The 25,922-nt window shown below is 53.3% G+C and carries 16 protein-coding genes and 1 tRNA gene; 8 read left to right on the top strand and 9 right to left on the bottom strand.

Annotated features, from left to right (window positions below; translation table 11 throughout):
• The first annotated feature begins 89 nt into the window (after window positions 1–89).
• Window positions 90–1,112 carry an AraC family transcriptional regulator gene (locus tag MWU64_RS11190; RefSeq protein WP_247064410.1) on the top strand — a complete coding sequence of 341 codons (1,023 nt, stop codon included), beginning with the start codon at window positions 90–92 and terminating at the stop codon, window positions 1,110–1,112.
• A gap of 3 nt (window positions 1,113–1,115) precedes the next feature.
• Here MWU64_RS11190 and MWU64_RS11185 read toward each other — a convergent pair whose 3' ends face one another.
• Window positions 1,116–1,994 (bottom strand): hypothetical protein, encoded by an 879-nt coding sequence (locus MWU64_RS11185; protein WP_247064408.1) that lies wholly within the window; start codon window positions 1,992–1,994, stop codon window positions 1,116–1,118.
• Between the two features lie 4 nt (window positions 1,995–1,998).
• Complete coding sequence (gene rmuC, locus MWU64_RS11180) at window positions 1,999–3,393, bottom strand: DNA recombination protein RmuC (protein WP_247064486.1); 1,395 nt, start codon at window positions 3,391–3,393, stop codon at window positions 1,999–2,001.
• Between the two features lie 314 nt (window positions 3,394–3,707).
• On the opposite strand from rmuC, the gene MWU64_RS11175 reads away from it, so the two are divergent.
• The 4 genes from MWU64_RS11175 (at window position 3,708) to MWU64_RS11160 (ending at window position 7,496) form a co-directional block, all read left to right on the top strand.
• Window positions 3,708–4,091: a hypothetical protein gene (locus MWU64_RS11175; protein ID WP_247064406.1), complete on the top strand. Its 384-nt coding sequence runs from the start codon at window positions 3,708–3,710 to the stop codon at window positions 4,089–4,091.
• 234 nt (window positions 4,092–4,325) lie between these two features.
• Window positions 4,326–5,033, top strand: a complete 708-nt coding sequence (locus MWU64_RS11170; RefSeq protein ID WP_247064404.1) for a RimK/LysX family protein — start codon at window positions 4,326–4,328, stop codon at window positions 5,031–5,033.
• Window positions 5,030–6,547, top strand: a complete 1,518-nt coding sequence (locus MWU64_RS11165) for an inactive transglutaminase family protein (RefSeq protein WP_247064402.1) — start codon at window positions 5,030–5,032, stop codon at window positions 6,545–6,547. The genes MWU64_RS11170 and MWU64_RS11165 overlap by 4 nt, the downstream gene beginning before the upstream one ends.
• A gap of 1 nt (window position 6,548) precedes the next feature.
• Window positions 6,549–7,496 carry an alpha-L-glutamate ligase-like protein gene (locus MWU64_RS11160; RefSeq protein WP_247064400.1) on the top strand — a complete coding sequence of 316 codons (948 nt, stop codon included), beginning with the start codon at window positions 6,549–6,551 and terminating at the stop codon, window positions 7,494–7,496.
• A gap of 66 nt (window positions 7,497–7,562) precedes the next feature.
• On the opposite strand, the gene MWU64_RS11155 is transcribed toward MWU64_RS11160, so the two are convergent.
• Complete coding sequence (locus MWU64_RS11155) at window positions 7,563–9,155, bottom strand: BCCT family transporter (protein ID WP_247064399.1); 1,593 nt, start codon at window positions 9,153–9,155, stop codon at window positions 7,563–7,565.
• A gap of 266 nt (window positions 9,156–9,421) precedes the next feature.
• Between MWU64_RS11155 and MWU64_RS11150 the strand changes: the two genes are divergently transcribed.
• Both MWU64_RS11150 and MWU64_RS11145 read left to right on the top strand, forming a co-directional pair.
• The gene (locus MWU64_RS11150) at window positions 9,422–11,065 is read left to right on the top strand and encodes an FMN-binding glutamate synthase family protein (protein ID WP_247064397.1); all 1,644 of its coding nucleotides are present in this window, start codon (window positions 9,422–9,424) and stop codon (window positions 11,063–11,065) included.
• A 112-nt stretch (window positions 11,066–11,177) separates the two neighbouring features.
• Window positions 11,178–11,254: transfer RNA gene (locus tag MWU64_RS11145), tRNA-Pro, on the top strand.
• Between the two features lie 125 nt (window positions 11,255–11,379).
• On the opposite strand, the gene MWU64_RS11140 is transcribed toward MWU64_RS11145, so the two are convergent.
• The 4 genes from MWU64_RS11140 to MWU64_RS11125 all read right to left on the bottom strand — a co-directional run bounded on the left by MWU64_RS11140 (window position 11,380) and on the right by MWU64_RS11125 (window position 18,458).
• The gene (locus MWU64_RS11140) at window positions 11,380–12,555 is read right to left on the bottom strand and encodes a GIY-YIG nuclease family protein (RefSeq protein ID WP_247064395.1); all 1,176 of its coding nucleotides are present in this window, start codon (window positions 12,553–12,555) and stop codon (window positions 11,380–11,382) included.
• On the bottom strand, window positions 12,545–14,635 hold the full coding sequence (locus MWU64_RS11135) for a DEAD/DEAH box helicase (RefSeq protein WP_247064393.1): 2,091 nt from the start codon (window positions 14,633–14,635) through the stop codon (window positions 12,545–12,547). The genes MWU64_RS11140 and MWU64_RS11135 overlap by 11 nt, the downstream gene beginning before the upstream one ends.
• A 267-nt stretch (window positions 14,636–14,902) precedes the next feature.
• A complete protein-coding gene (locus MWU64_RS11130) occupies window positions 14,903–15,691 on the bottom strand; it encodes a hypothetical protein (protein WP_247064391.1) in 789 nt (262 codons plus the stop codon).
• Window positions 15,681–18,458, bottom strand: a complete 2,778-nt coding sequence (locus MWU64_RS11125; protein ID WP_247064484.1) for a DNA methyltransferase — start codon at window positions 18,456–18,458, stop codon at window positions 15,681–15,683. The genes MWU64_RS11130 and MWU64_RS11125 overlap by 11 nt, the downstream gene beginning before the upstream one ends.
• A gap of 193 nt (window positions 18,459–18,651) precedes the next feature.
• Here MWU64_RS11125 and MWU64_RS11120 point away from each other — a divergent pair, with 193 nt between their 5' ends.
• The gene (locus MWU64_RS11120) at window positions 18,652–20,046 is read left to right on the top strand and encodes a P-loop NTPase fold protein (protein WP_247064389.1); all 1,395 of its coding nucleotides are present in this window, start codon (window positions 18,652–18,654) and stop codon (window positions 20,044–20,046) included.
• A gap of 1,442 nt (window positions 20,047–21,488) precedes the next feature.
• On the opposite strand, the gene MWU64_RS11115 is transcribed toward MWU64_RS11120, so the two are convergent.
• On the bottom strand, window positions 21,489–22,052 hold the full coding sequence (locus tag MWU64_RS11115; RefSeq protein ID WP_247064387.1) for an NAD(P)H-dependent oxidoreductase: 564 nt from the start codon (window positions 22,050–22,052) through the stop codon (window positions 21,489–21,491).
• Window positions 22,053–22,202: 150 nt separating this feature from the next.
• On the bottom strand, window positions 22,203–25,829 hold the full coding sequence (putA, locus tag MWU64_RS11110) for a bifunctional proline dehydrogenase/L-glutamate gamma-semialdehyde dehydrogenase PutA (protein ID WP_247064385.1): 3,627 nt from the start codon (window positions 25,827–25,829) through the stop codon (window positions 22,203–22,205).
• Window positions 25,830–25,922: the final 93 nt, after the last annotated feature.

Here is a 25,922-nt window from a genome sequence, read left to right as displayed (position 1 = left end):
GCGAAATCTTCCATCTTCGCGGTCATTCAAGCGGTTGCATTGTCTTTCTGGGCACTTATGATGAATGGCGTCTCACAAAAGGTTCGTGTATGTCTGCTCTTACGGTTTCCAAGCACTTTGTTGAAGCATCCCTCACCGGCGCCGAGCGCTTGGGTTTTGATGTTCGCGAACTGTTACTGGAAGCCGGCATCTCGCCCGATTTACTGCGCATTGAGAAAGCCCGGGTTAACAGCGCCCAATTCAGCCGTTTGATGCAAGTGATCTGGACCAGAACCGGCGATGAGTTTATGGGGCTAGGGCCAAGACGGGCCCGAACAGGCACGTTCGCGACTATGTGCGAACTGGCCATCAACTGCCAGACGTTAGAAGAGGTGTTGCGGCAAACCTACCAGTTTTCCCGCCTGTTCGACCCCATGGCCGGTATGAAGCTTGAGATCCACGAAGACAGTGCGCGACTGGTGTCGAAGATTGAGGGTGAATACTGCGACCCGGACCATTTCCTGCAAGAGAGCCTACCGGTTATCTGGCACCGGCTTGCGAGTTGGCTGATCGGGCAACCTGTGGAACTGGAGAAAGCCGAGTTCCATTACTCTAAACCAGAACACGGCGATGAACTGCGACACATTTTCCGCTGCCCACTGGCGTTCGAATCGGACTGCACTGCCCTCACCTTCAACAAACGCTTTCTCTCGGCACCGGTGATTCGGGACAAGCCCGAGATGCGCCAATTCCTGAAAACGTCGCCAGCGGATTTGTTATCCCGCCCCGATGAAAGCAACACCTGGACGGGCCGTATTCGTGGCTTGATCGGCCGGGACTTCTCCAAACCCATGCCGGACTTTGACTGGATAGCGCAAGAGCTGCACACCAGCCCCCAAACCCTAAGGCGCAGGCTCAAGCAAGAGAACACGTCGTTTCAGGAAATTAAGGATCTACTACGGCGGGATATGGCCATTTATTACCTGAGCCATCAAGACTTGCCGATCAATGATATTGCGGAGCGGGTTGGCTTTACGGAGCCGTCTACCTTCCATCGGGCGTTTAAGAAGTGGACCGGCGTTACCCCGGGCGCCTGGCGTGATGGCGAACGGGGCAACTTGGCTACGCTCTAGCGTTCAATTCCCGGCACTACCTTGCTGAAGGTTACGAATGAGCCGCCCCAAGGTTTGGGCAATTTCGCTCACTTTCGCTTGATTAGGCGCCAACTGGAACAATCGTGAGCCGTCCCGAGGGTCGTATATCCAACAAGCGCCGACAACGTCCTGGCAATCCCAGCGTGGTTGTGGGTTCACACCATAAACCGGTAGCGGGCTGGTTTTGCGCACCAGAGTCCCATCGATTTCCCGCCGTACCTGTTGGATCGTAAGCTCACTGCCATTTATGGTCACACGGTATTGAATATCCGCTGGCCGGTCCAAGCGCACCACAGCTCTATCTTTGCGCCAACCGTTGGCATCCAGTAAGGCATTCAAGTGAATGATCAGTGCTTCCCGGTCGGTTTTGGCGAGATACAACTTACGCAAAGTGTCCAGTTTTTCGCCACCGGCGGGCTCGATCACGGCCACGGGCTCGCGCGCATTAACCTTACCTTCAACCAACGCACGGGCATTGGCTTTACTTTGTTTCTCAATATCCGTAATCAGGGTGAGAGACTGCTGGTAGTACTTACCTTCCGCCCCCGCACGACTGACGTACCCTTCAAGCGCAGAGCGCGCTTCGTTAAAATGTTTTGCCTGCAACATGGCTCTGCCACGGTAATACAAATATTCCGCAGGCTTTTCGGCCTTCATGGTCTGAAGACGGTTTAGGTATTCCCCCGCCTCACTCCAGCGCTCTGCGCTCACAGCCTCTTCGGTGGCCAGCATAAGCCGGCGAACTTCGTGCTCTGGCTCCAGAGCCTGAGCCGGCCCTGCGCACATCAAAAAAGAAGAAACCACCAATCCAGCAAGCCATGAACGGGCCACCGGCGTACACCGCTTTCGTGTTAACAACATACTGCTACTCCTGATGACTCTCGGTGCCGCTTGAAATCATGTCTGCTGACGCGGGTTCACGGCGCGATTCAGATGCTTCGTCACGCTCGACATCGTCAGCGTCCACTTCGGCTTGCTCAACAATGCTTTTCGGCAATTCTTTTTTTACCCGAACTCCCAACTCCACAAACCGGTTAGCCTGAGAGATTAGATTACCACGGCCTCGGGTCAGGGTATTCATCGCATTATCGTACGTACCCTGCGCTGTATGCAGCTGGCTGCCAAGCCGCTCCATGGCTTCCACAAACACTCGTAGCTTGTCGTATACCGCGCCTGCGCGATCAGCAATGCGGCGCGCGTTCTGGCTCTGCCGTTCGTAACGCCAAATGTTCTCAATGGTGCGCAACGTCGCCAACAGAGTGGTGGGTGTCACCACAATAATCTTTCTCTCGAACGCTTCAGCGAACAAGTTATCATCTTGTTGAAAAGCTGCCACGAACGCGGGTTCAATGGGCATAAATAAGAGTACGAAGTCAGGCGAATGCAACCCGTTTAGCTGACTGTAGTCCTTTTCGCTCAGCGTACGAATGTGATTTCTTACCGCTTCAACGTGTTGCTTCAAGGCTTGTTCGCGAGCCTCGTCATCCTCGGCGATCACCCATTGCTGGTAGGCCACCAGTGACACCTTCGAATCCACCACCAAATTACGCTGGTCAGGCAGATGAACGATGACATCCGGACGCAACAGCTGATTATCGTTGTCCCGATAGCTGCCTTGAGTTTCGTACTCAATACCTTTGCGCAAACCCGAACGCTCAAGTACCCGCTCGAGAATCAATTCGCCCCAGTTACCCTGTACCTTTTTATCGCCTTTCAGCGCTTTCGTCAGATTAGCGGCTTCTTCGGTTATCTGCCGGTTCAGATCCTGCAGCGATTTGATTTCGCTGCGTAAGGCTTGGCGATCCCGGGTTTCTGTGGTGTAAACGTCCTCTACTCGCTTACGGAAATCCTGCAGCTGATCGCGGAACGGATTTAGCAAAGAGTCCAGACTGGTTTTCGATTGCTGGCTGAAGCGTTCGCTCTTTTGATCGAAAATGCGGTTGGCCAGGTTCTCGAATTCCTGCTTGAGGCTATCCCGGTTCTTTTCCAACAGCTCCAGTTTTTCACTGGCGGCCCGGCGTTCTTTTTCCAGCGAAACCTGTTGCTCGCGCAGATCGGCTTTCAGCGCCGCAACCTGATCCCGCCAGTTATCTACGGCGAATTCCAGCTTATCGGCACGCTCCTGCTTTTCCGCCAAAGCCGCGGCCAGATGCTGAACTTCCTGGTCATGAAGCGCTTGGGCTTGCCGGGCCGCATTTAACCGGGACGTTCTGTTCAGCAGCAGGCCAAGCAGACCAACGCAAACGAACAACAGAACCATAGCACCCCCCAGCATCATCTCCGGGTTAGCTGTACTGAATTGAGCGAATCCCTCTACCACTGCCGGCAACTCCTGAAACTGTAGAACGAATTAATCAACGCGGTCGTCAACCACTGCAGCCTGACAGTCTAACCCAGAGATACGTTTTATGGGGAAATTGGAAAAACACCTCAATACCAGCCTCGACTGCTTGGCATTTACCGCAATTCACTTAAGTCGCTCTAGACGCAGGAAGTAAATTCATCTAAAAAGAATGAAGCTGACGTTCACTTTTTATGGCAAACCAGCCAAATGCTCACCTGCAGGACAAGAGCATGTTGAAAGAACTTTGGAGAAAACTGGGCTCAGAAATTCTGCAAACCGACGAGCCTGCAGAGGACCCCAGCTGGGCACAAAGTCAGGCGTCTGGGCGCCGCAGTGGCGCCAAAATGCTGCCTCACATCACCCATACAGGCGAGTTTCATCTGGAACGGCTAAACCGGCTATTGCGTGACCGCTACGATCACAGCTTTGTAGCTCCCGAAAACCCCGCCGCGAATGACGAAACACTGAAAGGCGTGATCAGCTATGCCTCCCGCATTCAGGATCAGGATATCCAGCGTGAATTGCTCCTGTTCTACCTCAACTGCTCTCCAGTCATCCAAGAATACTTGCGATCCGAAACCACTCTCGGAACAGGTTCATTTCTTGGCAAATAAGCCCGCGCCTTAACCATCTGTAAAGGCGTAGGATATGCAGCTTGTAGTATACTTCTCTCCCTAACCGACAACACAAAGAAGGCTCATCGGCACTAACTCCACGACCGATCTATTGAGCAGCCACTTCAGGGGATATGCATGGGTGACAGGTTCTTCAAACCTCGACCACTAATGGCGTTCGGCATGACAGCAGTCTTGTTCGCTTTATCCGGATGTACAGCGGACCAGTATTTTATGGTTCCCAAGGAAGGTGTCGATGATATTCGCGCGTCACTAAACAAACAGCGAGCGACGATGGTGACCATGGAGAGCAACGCCGGCGTTCGCCAGCAACAGTTGCTCGGCCATCAAAAGCAGTCTACCCAAACGATTCTGGACGCAATCGCCACTCAGGTTGAAAAACCCTCTTGCCCACCCGTGGTTCAGCGAAGTTGCCCCCCTGTCCCCAAAGATACGGGCCGGGCCGACCGCCTCAAAGGCAAGGTTGTTGTCGGTGAAGTTGAAAAACTCTACCTGGCAGATGCTGAGACGGTATACACCGCTCGCGTCGACAGCGGCGCCGAAACGTCGTCAATACACACCCGGAATGTAAAGCGTTTCGAGCGTGATGGTGGCAATTGGGTACGGTTTGAAGTCCCGGTTCCCGGCACTTCCGGTGAAGAATGGGTAACACTGGAAAAAGAAGTTTCCCGCCGGGTCAAAATCATCCAGTCCGCTGCTGATGAAGCGGAGCGCCGGGTTGTTGTAGAGCTTCAATTTGCGATTGGCGATCACGAGCAGGTTGCCGAATTTACACTGGCCGACCGCACCAATCTAACTTACGAAGTATTAATTGGCCGCAACGTTTTGCGAGACGTCATGCTGATTGATGTGGGCAAAGAGTTCGCCACCGAACTGCCCAAGAGTTACCGCAACAAAACCCAAACGGGAGATGACGCATGACCGTGAGGTCCCGCATTCCATTTTATGTCGCCGTGTTTCTACTCATAACTGCCGGGCTATCCGTTGCAACCTGGCGTCATTTCGAGATGGGCATTCCCTGGATGACCGGCGAGCAGCAACCCGTATGGATGGTTGAAGCCCGGGTGGACTTCGAAGGTTATGGCGAATCGGCACAGGTAAGTTTGCACGTGCCGCAACAACCTCCCGGCTTTCGTATTTTAACCGAGCAGGCAGCGTCACCCGGATACGGTTTTTCTATACTTGAGAATAACGGTAGCCGTCGCGCCGAGTGGACCAAACGCGAGGTCAACGGCCCACAAACCCTCTATTTCAAAACACAGTTCGTACCTGATGATTCCATCGTTCAGCAGCCACCCAAACGCCCACCCCAAGCCCAAGCGGTATTTTGGGAAGAACCACAGGCCACGGCCGTGCGAGAGCTGCTTAATCGGGCAACAGAACGTTCCAGCTCCCCGGAGAGTCTAACCCGGGAACTGATCACCCTCATGCAGCCAGACAACCGCACGCAGAATTCCACCATGCTGGTGTCTGACGAGAATTACCTGCAGATTCTGGTTCGAATGCTGAATCACGCCGGCATTGCGGCACGAACGGCAGACGCCCTGAAACTTGAAGATGCGCGCCGGCGCCAACACCTTGTGCCGTTCATCCAAATCTACGATGGCGAACGCTGGCTCACGTTTGATCCACGCACCGCCGAACAAGGCGTGCCTGAGCATCTGCTACTGTGGCGTCAAGGCTCGGAATCGCTGCTGGATGTCGTGGGCGGTGACAACTCTCAAGTCAGCTTCTCCATGCTTCGCCAAACCATCCCTGCCCTGCAATTGGCTGCGCGGGAAGCGGCCTCTAACGGCCTGAGCGCTCTCAGTTTTTACCAGCTTCCCATTGAAGAGCAAAGCATGTTCAGAATGCTCCTGCTGTTGCCCATTGGTGCACTCATGGTAGCGTTCATGCGCATGGTCATCGGCGTCCGCACCTCAGGTACGTTCATGCCGGTGTTGATCGCCGTCGCGTTTGTCCAAACGACGCTCGTGCCGGGACTCATCGCCTTTTTATCCGTGGTCGCTATCGGCCTTCTGCTCAGAGGCTATTTATCAAGCCTTAACCTTCTGCTCGTTTCCCGAATCTCGGCCTTGATCATACTGGTGATATTCATCACCGCCGGGCTGAGTATCGTCGGCTACCAGATGGGCTTCAATACCGGCATGACTGTAACCTTCTTCCCCACAGTCATCATCGCCTGGACCATCGAGCGCATGTCGATCCTCTGGGAAGAAGAAGGTCCCCGTGAAGTCGCTGTGCAAGGTGCCGGCAGCTTGTTTGTTGCCATATGCGCCTACCTCGTCATGAGCCTGCCGTTGGCAGGTCACTTGACCTTCAACTTCCCCGAGTTGCACCTGGTCATTCTGGGGCTGATTTTGCTGATGGGCCAATACACCGGCTACAAGCTTAGCGAGCTTCGTCGCTTTAACCCGATGAAGGCCTACGATTGATATGGACTGGATCTCCCCACGCAGGCTGAATCGAATCGGGATGCTGAATATGAACCGGCGCAATGTCGATTACATTGCCCGGTACAACGATCGCTCGTCGTACCCTTTGGTTGATAACAAGCTGAAAACCAAGCTGGCTGTAGGTGAATACGATGTAAAAACCCCGAAGCTCCTTCAGGTGGTGCGTCAACAACACGAAATTTCCCACTTTCGGGAGATAGCGGAAGACCTTTCCGGCTTTGCGATCAAGCCCGCCAAAGGCTCCGGAGGCAAGGGCATCACCGTAATCACCGGGCGAGATGGCGATGATTTCGTCAAAGCGTCTGGCGCACGAATTTCTGTTGCCATGCTGGAACGCCACTTAACCAACATCTTAGCGGGCCTTTATTCGCTGGCCGGCACGCCGGATGTTGCGATTGTCGAAGATCTGGTGGAGTCCTCTCCCGATCTCGCCAAGTACTCGTTTCAGGGCGTACCCGATATTCGCATTATCGTATTTCAGGGCTATCCCATCATGGCCATGCTGAGACTGGCCACCAAGGCATCCGATGGCAAAGCGAACCTGCACCAAGGTGCGGTCGGTGTGGGGCTGGATCTTGGCACAGGCCGAAGCCTGAACGCCGTTCAGTTTAATCGCCCGATTACGCTCCATCCGGATACCGGGCTGGCGCTTGAGAACATTCAGATTGAATCTTGGGAGAACATGCTGGAAATGGCCTCTCGTTGCTATGAGGCAACGGGCCTTGGCTATATGGGCGTGGATTTAGTGGTCGATGCGCATCAGGGTCCTTTACTTCTGGAACTGAACGCCCGCCCGGGCTTGGCAATTCAGATGGCCAACGGCTGCGGTTTGATGCCGCGCCTGAATGCCATCGAGGGCTTAAAGCGTCCGCATTTTAGCCCACGTGAACGCGCCCAGTTCGCGATGAACAGCTTCAGTCGAATGTAACAAGTATTCGTTCAGGCACAAAAAACCGGAGACTAAGCTCCGGTTTTTTGTGCCTGACTCATTCAATCAAAGCAACTCGCCCTTCTGAATAAGCAGCTTGCGCTCTTGAGAAAGTCCCTTCAACAGGCCCCACGTCATGATCAGCAAGATCGCGGTGAACGGCAAGCCGGCACTGATCGACACAGCCTGAATCGCACCGAGTGCATCGTCGCCACCGCCGAAAATCAGGGCAGCTGCAATAGCACTTTCCATAATCACCCAGAACACGCGCTGGGCAGTTGGTGCATCGGTTTTACCGCCAGCGGTAATGCTATCGACAACCAATGAGCCAGAGTCCGATGAGGTCACGAAGAACACCAACACCAGAACAATCCCAACGAAGGAGATAATGCCGGTCAGCGGCAGCCCTTCGAACATCTGGAAGGTCGCCAACGATACATCAGTAATACCTTTATCCGCCAGCACACCAACACCATTTTGAATCTGCTCAAGCGCAGTGCCACCAAACCCGCTCATCCAGATGGTTGTAATAACCGTCGGGATGATCAGAACCGCGGTAATAAATTCACGCACAGTACGGCCTTTGGAAACCCGCGCAATAAACATACCTACGAACGGTGACCAGGAAATCCACCACGCCCAATAGAAGATGGTCCAGCCGTGCATCCAAGCCGCATCATCACGGCCAAACGGGCTGCTCAACGGAACGACATTCGCCACGTAGGAAGACGTTGTCACCCATATGGTTTCAAGAATGGTCATGGTCGGGCCGGCAAACACGATAAACGCGAGCAACACGGCTGCAGTCATCATGTTGATGTTACTCAAAATTTTCACACCACCGTCCAGGCCACGCAGAACCGACATCAATGCCAGTGCAGTAACACCGACAATAACGGCCATCTGGACATTGGTGCCGGAACCGGTCTCAAACAGGTAATCCAAACCGGAGGCAGCCTGCTGGGCACCGAAGCCCAAAGACGTGGCCAGGCCAAAAATTGTTGCAACTACTGCCAGCACGTCGATGATGTGCCCCGGCCAACCCCACACGCGGTCTTTCAGCAGCGGGAAAAACGCCGAACGAATGGTCAATGGCATGTTCTTGTTGAATGCAAAGAACGCCAGCGACAAAGCGACGACTGCATAGATGGCCCAAGGGTGAAGACCCCAGTGGTACATGGTTGACCCCATGGCCAGATCACGAGCCGCATCGGTGTTCGCCTCTACGTTAAACGGCGTCTCATACCAACCGGTATAATACGCAACCGGCTCGGCAACCGCCCAGAACATAAGGCCGATACCCATACCTGCGGCAAACAGCATGGCAAACCACGAAAGCCGGGTGAACTCAGGCTTCGCGTCTTGGCCACCTAAACGTATTTTACCGACCGGCAAGAAGATGAGCGCCAGGCTCACCACCACGAAGATGTTCGCGCTGAGCATGAAGAACCAGTCAAAACTTGCGATGATTCCCCACTTTGCTCCATCAAGTGTTTCCTTGGCCAAAGCCGGAAACATGAGAGTCCCTATGACAAACGCCACTACAACCACTGCCGTAACCGGGAACACCCAGTTGTGCAGATCCAGGCCAAACGGATTGATATTATCCTGGCCTGCAACGTAGTCCGTTTGATATTCGTCTTTCACTACCTCGCCCACGTGGAGCCTCCTGGTTTTGGTGTGATGTCTGAAAGATGGATGATGAGTGGCCATTCCCAGCCGCTCTAAAAGATTACAAGCGCGTTATCCTATTACTTTGACCTCAAAACATCAAAGTACGCGTTGTGTCGCTTCCTTCCACAGAATTATAGACCACACAAAAGATCCCGGAGCTCTTTTTCCAAATCCTTACAGCGGCTTGCTCTCCTCTGGCTGGTCTGGCATATACTGAAAGCACCCACACTTCAGGGCCGCTAGAGGTATACATGGTCAAAACCACCACCTTCCCTTTTCGCTATTCCGCCTACGCAATCAGCATCGCGGGATTAGTCATTTCACTTCCACTTTCACTGTGGGCCGGCTCCGGGTACATCTTCCCTCTGATATTTGGCGCGCTAACGATTTTAGGCACCCGGGATCTTTTCCAACGAAAACATACCGTTAGTCGCAACTACCCGATTATGGCGAACTTCCGGTATCTGCTCGAATCCATCGGCCCGGAAATCCGTCAGTACTTTATCCAATCCGATACGGAAGAACGCCCCTTCTCGCGCGAGCAACGCACGATCGTGTATCAGCGGGCCAAAGGCGTGCTGGATAAACGCCCGTTTGGCTCACAATTATCGATGTACGAGGAAGGCTTCGAGTGGATGAATCATTCCCTCACGCCGACCAAGCTAACCTCTAATGATTTCCGGGTTGTGATCGGAAAACGTTGCGCAAAACCCTACAGCGCCAGCGTATTCAACATCTCCGCCATGAGCTTTGGCTCGTTGTCTGCTAACGCCATACTGAGCCTGAACGCAGGTGCGCAAAAAGGGGGCTTCTACCATGACACCGGGGAAGGCTCCATTTCTCGCTACCACAAAGAACCCGGTGGTGATCTGGTCTGGGAGATTGGCTCGGGCTACTTTGGCTGCCGCCACCCAGACGGCACCTTCAGCCCCGAGCGATTCCAGGAGAACGCCAGTCTGGATCAGGTGAAAATGATAGAGGTCAAACTATCGCAGGGCGCCAAACCCGGTCACGGCGGCATACTCCCTGCAGAAAAGGTCACGGCTGAAATCTCTGAGGCTCGCGGAATACCCATGGGTGAAGATTGCGTATCGCCTGCCAGCCACTCCGCGTTCTCCACACCGATTGAATTGCTTGAGTTCATCGAGCAACTGCGTGAGCTTTCGGGTGGCAAGCCGGTAGGCTTCAAACTCGCCATCGGGCATCCATGGGAGTGGTTTGCCATCGTCAAAGCCATACTGAAAACCGGCAAGAAACCAGACTTCATCGTTGTCGACGGTGGCGAAGGTGGAACTGGTGCCGCCCCACTGGAGTTCATCAATCGCCTGGGCATGCCGCTAAAAGAAGCCCTGCTTCTGGTACACAACACCTTGGTAGGTGCCAACCTGCGTGACGACATCGCCATAGGCGCGGCGGGCAAGATCACCTCCGCTTTCAATATTGCCCGAACACTCGCCATGGGCGCTGACTGGTGTAACGCGGCGCGCGGTTATATGTTCGCTCTGGGGTGCATTCAGGCACTGAATTGCCACACTGGCCGATGCCCGTCTGGCGTTGCCACCCAAGACCCGCGCAGAGGCAACAAACTGGACGTGCCGCTGAAAAGTGAACGGGTGTACAACTACCACACCAAAACGCTTGATGCCCTCCAGAATCTGCTGGAAGCTTCTGGTCTGAACCACCCTTCTGAACTTGGGCCAGAGCACATTGTTCGGCGCGTGTCGAAAACCAAGGTTCAGAGCTACCTCGATCTTTATCCTTTCCTGGAGCCTGGCATTTTGCTTGAGGGCGAAACCGGGTTAACGGTGTTTGATAAATACTGGACGTGCGCGCAACCGGACACTTTCGAGCCGCCGGAATTCATCCTGAAACTCAGAGAAACCAAGTTGCGATAATTGTTCTGAAGAAAGTCGCCGATCACCTGTTTATTTTTATTTGGGGCTGGCGTATACTTCGCTCCCGCTAAGCCACTGAGATAAACCTCTTTTCTTAGCGGCAAGCAGTTTACGGGGCGTAGCGCAGCTTGGTAGCGCACTTGCATGGGGTGCAAGGGGTCGTAGGTTCAAATCCTACCGTCCCGACCAGAATTCCCAAAAAAATCCAATCACTTAGCGGTGGTTGGATTTTTTTATTCCTGGAGATTTTTCCGGCCCTTCGTTTTTGCCCCACTTTTTGCCCCACCGAATTGGAAACCTACCTTCCCAAGAATTCAGGAAGGCAGGTTAACCAGGGAAGCGGTTTCCGGATCGTATGCCGCCTGAGTGATAGAGCCATCCCGAATCCGATCAACGGCCTCGTCAATCGCCGACAACGGAACCAGAAACCATTCCCTGGGCTTAACGGGGTGCCCGAATCGGTCTTTGATCTGAAGGTCCAGCTGGGCAGGGGCAAACACTCTGTGGAGTAGCGCCTCAAGTTTGGTGCGGTTGATCCCCGCCAGTTTGTAGGTGGCAACCACTTCCACATCTGCCAGTAGATATGTGGCATCGTGTTCGGCATTCGCTATGCGGGTTTCCACTTTGCCGCCAGTCACCCCGATCTTATGGATCAGTTCCCGGTGCTCAGCCACAAACGGGTTCTGGGACTTGCTCCGGAGCACATAGATAGTGCCCGTCTCTACGTCATCCTCCTCCCAGGTATCCCGAAACAGCGGCCCGGCATCGTGTTCGGTAATCCTGCGGCCAGTTTCGTCTTTATAGAGCGCGCGCTGAAGAGAACGCAGCAGGATGTCACTCTCCGTTTCATTGGAGTAGATCACCCGAAGCCTGGCGTCGTTGTCTCCATTGGGGGCCTTGAACATCTCACCAACTTCCGCGACGTACACCATCTGACCATTCAGGATAAAGAAGTTACCCTGCTCGATACTGGCATCCTGGCCAAAACGCCGTGTTTCCCGAATACCAGCCTTGAGCTCCGCCTCTACCTGACGGAAAAGCGGCCTGAACTGTTCAAAGTCTTCACACAAGGTTCGGTTCGCAATCTCATCTACGGCCCGCTTTTCAGCAGTAGAACGAACGTGGCGCAATTCCGTCAGCTCACCACCTGGCGCCATATCACTGAGCGCCGCCAGCAGCTCGTCATCATCCATGGCCTCCGCAGACTCGTCCTGAATACCGGCATCGCACTCCAGTAGGCCTTGGTGATCCAACCCAGCGACAAGTTCCCGGCATTCCTCCAGCGCACGAATGCGATCCAGACGAACAGCATACAACCGCTCAAAGATATCCCTGTCCTCACCATACCCGGGGATTCGACCATGCTCCTCTACGAAGCGCTGGATCTCCTCAAAGCCGGCAATAATCCGCTCTTCTCGGGCTGTCAGGGTCTTTTCTTTCTTGGGCTGGGCAAATTCCTGTAGCTCAGCACTCAGCTCATCAAGATCCATCGTAACGGCCCTCTTCTTTGTATCTCATAAACGCAGCCGCACCCTCGGCCATTCGACGCTCCCAGGCATCCTGAGACGTATTGGAGGGCGCCCGGCCCCGCTCACGCTTGAACTTCACCGCCCGAATCGCCAACTCTTTGGCCTCATCCGGCGAGAGAGACGTGCGCTTTGCAGAGATAACAGACGCGATCTGCTTCAAGCTGTCCTCGCTCATGGTTTTAGCCAGAATAGCGTAAGCCTCACTGAACGGGTTGATTCGGTCGATGAGATCAATATCCAACTCCGTCACATCCATAGCAAACTTGCGCACGCCCGCAATCAAAGCCGTATTAGGCTTCAAGCTGGGCTCACCGCCAACACCCTCGCCCCCACCTTCCTCACCACCGATAGTCTCGAGCAGCGCCTGCTTGGCCTGCTGAGTCATGTTCAGCGCCGCGATGGCGTGCTGGCGAACCGCCTCCTGATCCTCGGCATCCAGCTCCGGGTAGCGATCCTTGATGATTTTGCCCAAACGAACCTGGGTCAGCTCCTCGGGAATCATCTCCTCATCGAACAGGCCCCGTTCTATCGTTGTCTTGTCCTGGACAAAGCTGGCAATCACTTCATTCAGATCTTCGGTACAAATCCGGCTGGCCTCGTTGCTTTTGGGCTCTGCCAGGCCTTTGATCTCAATCTGGAACTGGCCGGTTTCTTCGTTAATCCCGACGTTACATTTCTCAGGATCATAGCCGCCCTCACCGTAGTCATAGCCTTCGACCGGGCCTGTGGCCTCTACCTTGGGCTTGAACTCAAAGCGGGGTGCCAATACTTGCTCCATCAACAAACTGGCAGCAATCGCTTTCAAGGTATCGTTAACCGCCTCCGCTACAGCCTGCTCCGAAGCATCCGGCTCAGCAATCAGGTTGGTAAAGCGCGCCCGGGTTTTGCCCGGCGCATCGCGGGTAGAACGGCCAATGATCTGAACAATTTCCGTAAGGCTCGAGCGGTAGCCAACCGTCAGCGCGTGTTCGCACCAGATCCAATCAAAGCCCTCTTTGGCCATGCCCAGGGCGATGATGATATCCACATGGTCACGATTGTTCTTCTGAGCAGGATCTTTCAGAGCAGCGGATACACGGTCTCGTTTGGCAGAATCGTCATCCACCAAGTCGGCAATGCGCAACACCTTCCCGGCGGAGGTTTTCACCAACTGGAAACCCGTATCCGGGTCTGTGCCCTGCCACTCACCCAGCTCCTCAATGATGTGCTCAACCTCCCGGATCTTGTCTTTGGTACTCTCCCGGGAATTGACGTTGGGAATGTGAACGATGGTTTTCTCATTCGGATCTAACACTTCCAGAATGCTGTCCGAGTAGGGGCCGGAATAGAAGAAGTACCCGATATCGAGCTGCTTCAGGTACTCGTAGCCATTCAGTTGCTCATAATACGTGTAGGTGACAGTATCGAACCGCGCTTCGTCTGTGGGCGCCAGCACCGCCTCCGCATCGCCCCGGAAGTAAGAGCCTGTCATAGCTACGATATGAACCCGATCCCGGGTAATAAATTGACCCAACTGAGCACCTAGCCGGTTATCCGGATTTGAAGAAACATGGTGGAACTCATCCACCGCAATCAGCCGGTCATCGAACGCCTCAATACCAAACTGATCCACGGCAAAGCGGAACGTGGCGTGAGTACACACCAACACCCTGTCGTCGCTGGCCAGGAAGGCACCCACCGACTTCACCTTGCCGCCGTTATCTGAACCGGGTGCGTTACACAGGTTCCACTTCGGCTCTACGTGCCAATCAGCCCAGAAACCAAACGTACTCAGGGGCTCATCGGCGAAACTGGAGCCTATGGACTTCTCCGGCACGACAATAATGGCCTGTTTCAGGCCCTGGTTGTGTAGCTTGTCCAGCGCGATAAACATCAACGCCCGGCTTTTACCGGAGGCCGGCGGCGATTTAATCAGCAGGTACTGCTCTCCGCGCCGCTCAAAGGCACGCTCTTGCATTGGCCGCATACCCAGCTCATTGGACTTAGTAGAGCTGCCATTGCTGGCGTAAGAGACTGAAACGGACGGAACGGTTTTGGTCATCAGTAATTCCTTATTAAACCCAGTCTGGGGTTTATCTGGCATACGGGGCTAGCAAATATCCCAACTCGAACCATCAAGGATTCCTTGACAGTTGACGCCAAGATTAACCCGCCACTTTGAGCGATGCCCTTGGCGAGGAGTAACAGGCTGCGTTTTGTGATCTGGGTTACCTCAGTTATTTCCAGCAGGGACAACGAAACATCCCCTCTCGCAGCCCCAAGACACGGCTGGACCTGGCCGGTGTCGGGGCTAAAATAACCACCCCATTCATCCACGACCTCCTTTGCTCTCTTGTGCCGCTTCAACGTCCTTGGCCCGAGCTTTGTCAAACCAAACAGGCGCAGTTATGTCTGCGCTATCAAAGATAGTACTCGGTACGTCTTTCCAAAATTCAACAATCGCATCGGCAAACTCCTGTAACTGCTGGTCACTAACGTAAAGATGATTGTGATCCAAGAACTCCAATCCACCGAAAGGCCCTTTCAAGTTACTGGCCGGATCAGAAAGATAATCAGGATATTTTTCTTTCAATTCACTCAGAGAGTTGCCATTTCCATGTTTATAAACATTTACAACTAAACGACAAGCGTCGAGCTTATCGAAATAATCCTTACCACGAGGATCCCAGCCAACCGAAGCCAACAATTCTGTCAACTTGCCAAGGTCTACAGTCCATACTTTAAAAGCAACGACATCACCTCTGTGCCAATGCTTTATCTCATTAACCAACCACTGACGAAAATGCTTATCCCACTCGTGATACATTCCCGAAACCACACTCAGAAGCGTCCGGTCTCTCATCTCTGTCAACAGTTGATAAAACTCGATACCAGCATCAAACGCACGTTCCTCAAATTCTCCAGGAACATGAACGTCTGGATCAAATCGGTGGGAATGATTAACTAACCAAACCTCGGCAGCTTTGTCAGCTTCACCCTCAATGTCTTCGAATTGTGACAACAAGCGTTGTCGCGCCTGCTTGACGTAGAAAAGGTGAGCGGCAATCAAAGATTGACGAAAAGATTCCCACATTTGAAACAGCACTTCACCGCCCATTAGATCCTCTCTGACTCGGATTCTTGTTCAAGGCCGAGGAAGGCGACATTTTTGTGTATAGACTGAACAGCTTCTCCAAGCGCTCTGTGTCATTCTTGAATCGGCGGCCAATGTATATTCGCTCTAAAACTTCATCATTTTTTTCATGCGCGTCCAAAAGCTCCTTCGGGGACTTAACTGAGTCATATAGGTCGGCAATTGAACTCGGAAAATATCCTTCCCTTTTAAGCAAGATGTTCTCCGCACATCGAGTAAGATCTTGCCGATTTTTTTCCGTGAGAACAGGAACCGGAAATGTATTCCAACCAAGTGTGTTCGAATATCTGATCCGAGTTTCTAGTTGTCCGCAAATTGTTTTAATCCACAACAAATGTAGCTTTGAAGCGATAATTGCCAAGCACCAAAGCGGAGCGTCATACAGGGCAAATGCTTCTGTCACAACCGAATTAGGCGGCAATTGTCCAACCGGCATGTATGCTCGCCCCTCTGAACTCACCCGAGGGACAACAATGGCATGCTGGTACTCTGGAGACCGAATTTCTACAAACCTATGTGGTTGATCTGCCCACTTAACCGTTGATGGCTTTTTGCTCTCAAGCCGCACAGCTCTGACTTTCTCAAAGCGTCTTGCTAAGTCTTTGCTCTGAAGTGCTGTTTCCAATTCTGATTCTGGCACCCAAAAACAAAATCTCGCCTTTCCCTGAATGAACTCACTCCCCCCAAATATCGGACGAACGAACTTCTTTGCCACACTATCGAGGCCTTGCCGTTCTTGCTCACTTATTATTAAGTTCCCACCATCTTTTGGGAAGTTTCCAAGCAGCATCTCAGGAATATCAGAAATAGGCTTCCGGGAGGCACTAACTATTTCACTCTTCCCGTCTAAAAGGTACGCATTTATATTTCCGGCAACTCTCACACTTGCTTCACCCTTGCTCCCATCGTGATAGAAAATCTTCTTCCGAAGGATAGGCTGATTTGAAATTGCAACTATTATTACCGTCACGCCAGCATTGTGACTGGCTAAGTTAGACCACTTAAAAGAAGTGTGGGCGAATGATATCTCATAGCCAAGTTTGAATAGTATCGGCCACAGCACCGGAACTTGCTGTCCCTGACAGATAGAATTCGTTGTAACGAATGCCGAAGCTGTTTCTGTCTGCAAACCATACTCGGCAGCTTTGATAAACCAACCAGCTACATAGTCTAGTGATTTCCAGCTTTTTGTGTAGCGCTCAAGGACAGACCTGGATTCCTCTTTCTGTTCCTTTGTCTGTTTCTTATCTCCAATGTACGGGGGGTTCCCACATATATATGTTTCACCACCTTCGTTCTCAAAATCAATCTGGGCCTGGGTCAGTGGCGTTTCAAAAAGATCGTCAGATTGGAGCTTGATCCCTGCTCCGGTGGGAGGACATACACTCAGCCAGTCCAACTGTAATGCGTTGCCGCAGGTAATCCAATTCTCAGCGTCTAATGGCAGAAATTCTTGCAATGCTTCTTTTTGTCCCCGGTAAACGACATCGCACTGATACTCGGCAATTATCAATGCCAGCCGAGCAATCTCAGCTGAGAAATCACGCAGCTCAATACCTCGGAAATTTGTCAGTGGAATATCACTTTTCCGCCCCGGCTCACCCCGTCGTTCATTGATCTCGTTCTCAATCTCTCGCATCTGCTTATAAGCGATTACCAGGAAGTTTCCGGAGCCACATGCTGGATCAAACACACGAATCCGGGCCATTCGATTACGGAGGTTCAGCAGCTTACGAGGGCTATCACCAGCCTCATCCAACTTCTCACGAAGATCATCGAGGAACAGCGGGTTTAACACCTTGAGGATGTTTGGAACGCTGGTGTAATGCATTCCTAGCGAGCCCCGTTCCTCATCATCGGCAACCGCCTGGATCATCGAACCGAAGATATCTGGGTTAATCTGAGTCCAGTCCAGATTCCCGATGTGAAGGAGGTAGGAACGGGCGATCTTGCTGAACTTTGGAACTTGAACACTTCCGGAGAACAAACCGCCATTCACATAGGGGAAACGCTCTGTCCACCTTGGCAGACCCGCAGCCTGGCGATCAGCTGCCCGGGTGTTCATGGCCCGGAAGACTTCGCTGATCACTTCATGGGTATTGGAAGAATCCCGGGCACTCATCTGCTCTATGGTGTCCGTGAACAGGCTTTCACCGGCAAAAATATCCGTGTCTTCGGCAAAGAAGCAGAAGATAAGCCTGGCCATGAAGTGGTTCATTTCGTGGCGTTGCTCGCTGCCGCCCCAGTCCGGGTTGTCTTTCAGCAGTTCAACATAAAGGCGGTTCAGGCGGCTGGTGGCTCGTATATCAAAGGAGCTATCACGCAGCTGCTTTACGGTAGAAATGCCCGCCAGCGGCAGGAAGAAACCGAAGTGGTCAGGGAACTGTTGGTACTCACAGGCAACCGTTTCACCCGTTTCCAGATCCTCAGCCTCAAAATTAGCGCCGTCTGTAGAGAGGACAAACCGCGCTTTAGCTCGGGCAGTGGCAGGGCTTTCCCTGAGCTCACCCAGCTTCTGTGTAACCTCTCCAGTATCGGCCACCGCAATGTGGATGTTGTTGGTCTGTAACACGCCCCCAAGATCGGATTTGTTGGTGGTGCCAGCTCTCAGCCGCTTTATAGTGGTTTCTTTGTTGCCAAAGGCACGCAGGAATGCGAAGGGAAACTCGTCTTTATCGAATGCCTCCAGGGCGAGATCGGATATTGCTTCTTCGATTTCTACTGCGTTCATTGACAATACACCTTCAAAAATCTCGTAAGGTACTGATTTAGTTGAAACCAGAATAGTGATCAACAGGAAAGTCTACCAGCCGATCTAGAGAAGTGATAGAAAAGGGAACAGACAAGCGAGCAAGCTACCTAACCGCCGGCGCCTAGCTCGGCACCAGCTATTTGAACACCCACATTACGGAGCATATGGACTAATGCGATTCGAGCCACAAAAACTGGAAATTGAAGACAACGACCCGTGGGCATCCAGTGCCTTCGAGCTCAGCGATACCGGGGAACGGCTTACCAATCTCGTCAAGCAAGCTGAGGGGCCAGCTGTAATTTCCCTCACAGCCGCGTGGGGGACGGGAAAGACCAGCTTTCTGGATATGTGGTCAGCGTCGCTCCGGTCGCAGGGAGCAAAGGTGGTCAAGTTTAGCGCCTGGGAAGTTGATTACACACACGACGCCCTTGTTGCTTTGATTCAGGAACTGAGCGGACAGCTGACTGACGATGACGATAGCGAATCCCCGTCGATTGAACAGATTAAGGCCAAGGGCGGGGAGCTACTACGGCACGTAGCACCGCTCGCTGTGCGGGTTCTGACTGGTGGCATAGTGGACATCAACGGCGTGGACGATCTCGCAGCAAAGCTGGTCGAGAAGAAACTGGCAGATCACGAGAATGCTAAACACTCAGCAGCCCGATTCAGGGACTCGCTCACCGAGTTCGCCAAGAAGCTTGAGGATGAAGGCAACGAGTTTCCTCTCGTCATAATCGTGGATGAGCTGGATCGCTGCCGCCCAAACTATGCTGTGGAACTCCTTGAATCAATCAAACATTTTTTCAATGTCGATGGTGTCGTCTTTGTCATCGGTGTGGATATTGACCAACTGGGAGAAACTATAAAGGGACATTATGGACAGGGGTATGATGGGCACCGCTATCTCAACAAATTTTTCCATCTTCAGTTAACGTTACCCGAACCCGACTTAGAGCAGTTTTGCCTGAATACAATCCACCGTCTTGGTATGGAATCCATTTTTGAGGGCCGCGGTCTATCCAATTCTGAGGGAAACGCATTCTCGGCGGATTTTATCGCTCGACTGGCAAAATCTTACAACCTTTCCATGCGCGAGATTGAACGTCTGTTAATGGAATCCGGTGCCGTATACGCCTCAAACTCCCAGCTACCACCGTTACTCTCCCGGGTCATTCTTTGGCTACTGGTACAAAAACAAAGGAACGCCAGCATTTTCGAGTCACTTCTTAATAAGAAAATATCAGCGGCGGAAGCATGGGAACATATCTGCCCTCACACCAAACTAATTTTCAGAGAATCCTTTCATGAGGAGGGTTATTTTAGGGCTGTGATAACACTTTTACTTGAAGGGCAAGGAGGCATATCAAGCCTTAAACAAAGTGCCCAGCAGCGTGTAGAGGAAGACAACGCATCACCGAGCCAAGTGGATTATTGGATGCCCGTTCTTACTGCTGCCACTGAGCTCTCTAACAGCCGGTTTCGGTCAAACTATATGAACATGGTAGGAGCTACGATCAGCCTGCTTGGATACCGCTCTAGCCGTGATGACGCCCCCTACGGCCACTAACACCCTAACGAGCAACGCTGGACATGTAGGACACATAGGCTGGCGGGAGCCTATAAAAGTTCCCGCCGCTGCTGCTCCAGTCCTTTAAGCGTCTTTGCCAATTCGCGCAGCTGGGGCCTCACTCCACCTTTCCAGGCATTGCGAGAGACAGTCGCTTTCCCTTCTTCTGTATTAGGGCCAGTGCTGTGCTTCCACGGCTGCCAATGCCTTATGAGTTCCGCCTGCCTTGCTCTCCGCTCTGGTGTCCGGAATCATTGAACCACTACAGTTGGCCTGCTGAACGAAGGCAACCCTCTTTGGAGCTTTCAGTTCGACCAACGTTTGCAGGGTGGCCCTAGCCTGGTTCTGAGCCCTTAATGCAAGCTTCATATACCGCTCAAGCTTTTCTAGGCTCCCACCAGTAAGGGCATCACTGGTGAGTTTGGAGCAGGTCACCGGAAGGAGCACCCAATTCTCGAGTCTACTCTTAGCCTATTTAGCACTTTGTGTGGATTTTAGAGGGTAAGTGACTGAATAACAGTGGCGGAAGTTTAGTTCTTTGCATGGTCGTCCAGCGGCGCCCTGACAAGGGCGTTCGGTGGTGGGATGACTTGCAGGCGGTCACAATTAATCTGCCGCTGTTACCTAGCTTCAGCCTATACTCTCCGTCAGGGCAATTTTCGAAGGCAGGCGACATACGAACAGGCAGTCCGCCAAGACTCAATCGATTTTCTGATCAAGGCAGAGACGAAAGATTCCCTGATGAGAGCAAAGAGCGCTCAACGCTGTATCCGGATTATTGTGAAGAAGCGATATCGTTTGACGCCATGGCGAGGCTTCTGGAGCGCGCACAAAAAGCCGCGAATGAGCGTGGACTGGCCGCAGCCAAAGCCCGGATTCGGGAGAGGGAAAGACGGGAAACACCAGCCAAGACTACCTCACCCGATGGGTGGTATCTGGTATCCGTCAACGGCGTGTCAAAAATGTCTGTCACTTTGCCGGCCGATCAATCCGGCCGGTATAAGTTTAAAGCAGTCACCATAGAAACCGCTTACCCCCAATACTTCAAGACTGGCTAGGCGTGGAACTGATGCCTGCCTTTAAAGCGTCCTGGGACTACCCCCGCAACCGCGCCCCCAAAAGGCAATGTGTCAATGAAACCACTGACAGAAACAATTGCCAGGTGGTGCGCTGCGCCGAATGGAGAGACCCGGAACCCCACCGATACATTGTGCGCTCCAAAGAAGATGCGATCGAACTCTACCATTCGATCTCCCGCTAGGGCCTGTATTCGGTTTGGTGGGCCTTCGAGCTCCCCTTTGATGATCCCTGTCGGTTCCGGAGCCGGATTTTTTCAACTCTGATGACTGAAAACCCGGTTAGCGACTAGTTAACGAAGCCTTGCCGCTTTCATTAACCATAAAAAAACCGGGCTGCTGCCCGGTTTTTTAGCTTGAAGCTTCTTAGCGCATCGTTTTCAACGCTTGCGCCCACTTCGCCAGCTCTTCCAGCGTGACGTTCGCAGATTGCGTGTGCACTTCTTCCGCTTGGAACTTGCCGTTCTCGTCCAGCTTTTCCCACGGCATCTGAACCATAACCCCCTCAGTCATTGGCATCATTTTCACCGTGGTCACCAGTTGTTTGGCCGTTTGTGCGGAACGAAGGCCGCCAGAAACACCGCCGTAACTTACAAAGGCACAAGGCTTGTAATTCCATTCGTTGAACAGGTAGTTCACCGCATTAATGAAAGACGGTGGCGGGCAGAAGTTGTATTCGGGAATCACGAACACGAAAGCATCTGCTTTCGACACGCTCTCCGACCATGCTTTGGTATGGTCGTGCTCGTACTTCTGCATACGCGGGTGATTGGGCTCGTCGTAAACCGGCAGGTTGAAATCGGCCAGATCAATCAACTCGTTTTCAAACCCAGCCTGCTCGTCTGCCACAGTGCTGAACCACTCGGCAACAGAAGAGCCAACACGCCCCGGGCGAGTACTGCAGATAATCGTTTGAAGCTTGAGAGACATACTATAGTTCCTTTCACGTCAGGTTTGCGAGTTAGTCACTTACTATAGACGCTGAAACCATCAAAAAATAATAAAGAAATCTGCAGCATCTGTTCAATATTACTGAACAAACGCTGCAGAGGTTCCTCTAAACCCAAGCCTGAACGGCGATTATTCCGCCGAAGCGATCAGGCTGGCGTTACCGCCGGCAGCCGTAGTATCGATGCACAGATGACGCTCGATGACATAACGCTGGTCCAGCGTGTGCTCAGTGATCACGGGCAACAAAGCGCCGTCCCGTACTGAAAGCGCGTCGCGGTATCGTTTCAGCAACGGTTTTTCAGCCACGCTAACAACGGCTTCGTAACCATCAAGCTGTGTCAGTGCCTCTGGCTCCAACAAACCGTCAGTGGCAACAACCGGTAGCCCTGCATTGATCGCGCGCGCCAGCGCTTTTTCAGCACCCGGGGCCACCACGACAACCTTGTTACCCTGCGACAACGCCGTACCGGCCTGTTCAACGGCCGAGTCTGCATCTGGCCCTAGGCACAAGACAACGCCACGAGCGTGGCAAGACAGATGGTTCTGCTCGCCGGTCGGCCCTGGCATTTCTTCATAGCCGAGATCCAGCGGCGCCGGAACCTCACCAAAGAACGGACTCAAAGCCTGTTGGCGATCTTTTGCCGCAGGCACATCGAGCTTGGCCAGCTGATCGATCAGCTTCTGCACCTTACGCGCCCCAACCGCTTTACCCTCACCCGCGGTTTTTTCAACAACGTCGCCCTTGATGAAGCGACGCACGTACTGCGGGCCACCCGCTTTCGGGCCGGTTCCAGACAAGCCTTCACCACCAAACGGCTGAGAGCCGACAATGGCACCGATCTGGTTACGGTTAACGTAAGTGTTACCGACTTTGATTCGGCTGGCGATGTGCTCGATACGGCGATCCACCCGGCTATGAATGCCGAAAGTCAGGCCGTAGCCTTTGGCGTTCACCGCATCCACCACTTTGTCGATATCCTTGGCTTCAAACGTAGCAACGTGCAACACCGGACCAAAGATTTCCTCTTCCATTTCCTCGATTCCGCTGACTTGCAGAACCGCAGGCGAGACGAACATGCCTTTTTCCGGCACCGGCAGCTTTTTGAGCAACTTGCCCTTTTGCTCGAACTTCTTGCAGTGGTCGTTAATCTTCTGACGAGACTCTTCGTCAATCACCGGCCCCACGTCAGTGGAGAGCTCCCACGGGTCGCCAATACCTAGCTCTTCCATGGCGCCGTAGAGCATGTCCAGCAAGCCATCGGCGATGTCTTTCTGCACGTAGAGCATACGCAGGGCGGAACAACGCTGGCCTGCACTCTGAAACGAAGAAGCCAACACATCGCGTACCACCTGTTCCGGCAGTGCGGTCGAGTCCACGATCATGGCGTTCATACCACCGGTTTCAGCCACCAGCGGCGCATCCGGGGCCATGTTCTTGGTCATCGCTTTATTGATCAGCTTGGCAGTGTCGGTTCCGCCTGTGAAGCAAACCCCTTCAATACGCGAATCCGATGTCAGTGCCGCACCCACGGTGCCACCGTCACCCGGCAAGAGCTGGATCGCGTCTTTCGGAATACCGGCTTCGTGCATCAGTTCAACCGCACGCACGGCCAGCAAAGACGTTTGCTCAGCAGGCTTGGCCACTACCGTGTTACCGGCCGCCAGGTTCGCCAGAATCTGACCAGTAAAGATAGCCAGCGGGAAGTTCCAGGGCGAGATACAGCAAATCACGCCACGGGCCTGCCCGGCGTCTTGGTACCGGATACCCTCGTTGGCGTAGAACATGGCGAAGTCCACCGCTTCACGAATCTCGGCCACCGCGTCAAACAGAGACTTACCCGCCTCCCGCGTGGTCAGGGCAAACAATTCATCCACGTTTTCTTCGTACAGGTCCCCAACTTTACGAATCAGCTCAGCCCGTTTCTCGGCGGGAACGGCCGCCCAGTCTTTGAAGCCGGCACGGGCCGCTTCCACAGCGGCATCCACGTCCGCTTCAGAGGCATAGGTAATCTGGCCTACCACATCGTCCAGATCGGCAGGATTGCGAACGTCTACCACCTCGCCACCCTTCGCGGCCGAGACAGTGACCGGGCCACCCTGCCATTGATGCGTTTTGTACTTGCCGCGCCCTTCATTCAGCTCGGCAACGGTGACAGGGTCTGTCAAATCCCAACCCTTCGAATTACGGCGCTGCTCGCCGAAAATATCCGCTGGTTTCACGATCATTTGGCTGGAAACATCCCGGCCGAGCGCATTCACGGCATCGATCGGATCTTTGGCGATCTCCTCCGGAGTAATGCTGGTGTCCACTATCTGGTTAACAAAGGAGCTGTTGGCACCGTTTTCCAGCAACCGGCGAACCAGGTAGGCCAACAGGTCTTTGTGAGCGCCCACCGGAGCGTAGATCCGGCACGGAACCTTGCTTTCTTTCAGTACCTGATCATGCAAAGACTCACCCATGCCGTGCAGTCGCTGGAACTCAAACTTGTCACGCCCTAAGTCTTTGGCCAGCTCCAGAACCGCGGATACGGAATGCGCGTTGTGGGTGGCGAATTGCGGATAGATGCGATCGGTCATGCCGAGCAGTTGAGTGGTGCACGATAAGTACGAAACGTCGCTGCAAGCTTTACGGGTAAACACCGGAAAGCCTTCAAGCCCCATAACCTGAGCACGCTTGATTTCCGCATCCCAATAAGCGCCTTTGACCAAACGCACCATGATGCGGCGGTTATGCTTCTCAGCCAGCGCATACAACCAATCCAGAGTCTGTGAGGCGCGCTTGGCGAAGGCTTGCACCACCACACCAAAACCGTCCCAGCCGTCCAGCGCAGGATCAGCAAAGATTGCTTCAATGACATCCAGCGAAAGGTCCAGACGATCCTGCTCTTCCGCGTCAATGTTGAAGCCCATATTGGCTGCAGCGGCTTTTTTGGCCAGTTCCAGCGCTCGGGGCACCAACTCGTTCATCACACGTTCTTTTTGACCATACTCGTAGCGCGCCAGCAAAGCCGAAAGCTTCACCGAGATACCCGGGTTGGTGCGAACGTCGCCTTCACAGCGCTTGCTGATGCTATCGATGGCCGTGGCGTAGGCTTTAAAGTAACGTTCAGCGTCGGCATCGGTGCGTGCGGCTTCACCTAACATGTCGTAAGAGTAGGTGTAGCCCTGATCTTCCATTTCACGACCATTTTCCTGAGCTTCTTCGATGTCTCTGCCCAGAACGAACTGGCGGCCCATTTCTTTCATAGCCTGCCCGGCGGCCACGCGCACGACAGGTTCACCCAAACGCTTGACCAAATGACGCAGGGTGTCGCCTACGCTTTGACGCTCCGAATCCTTAAGCAGATTACTGGTCATCAACAAAGCCAGAGTGGCAGAGTTAATCAGACCGGATTTGGCCTTACCAACGTGGGCGCCCCAGTTACCGGAGGTGATCTTGTCTTCGATCAGATCCTGAATGGTGAAGTTATCAGGCACCCGGAGCAGCGCCTCGGCCAGACACATAAGTGCCACACCTTCTTTGGTTGTCAGCCCGTACTCCGCCAGAAATTTTTCCATGATGGTCGGTTTGGCGTTGTCGCGCACATCGCGCACCAGCTCTGCCGCTCGGGCAGAAATTGCTTGGCGGGTTTCATCAGACAGCTGAGCCTGCTCAATCAGTCGGTGAATCACTTCATACTCGTCCGCCAGATAGTTGTCGCGAAGCGCCTGACGAATTTCGTGGAGCTCTTTTGCCGCGGATTGCTGCAAACTCATGGTTATGCCTCCTGATTATTGGAATACTGACCGCATTGTAGCGAAGGCGGTATATTCTATTTTCCTATTAGACGCTCTTATCAGGTCTTATTA

The organism is Marinobacter sp. S0848L (assembly GCF_023016065.1).
In the GTDB taxonomy this organism is placed as follows: domain Bacteria; phylum Pseudomonadota; class Gammaproteobacteria; order Pseudomonadales; family Oleiphilaceae; genus Marinobacter.
The sequence above is the reverse complement of the archived record's forward strand: the minus strand, read 5'-3'. Positions and strand labels throughout refer to the sequence as shown.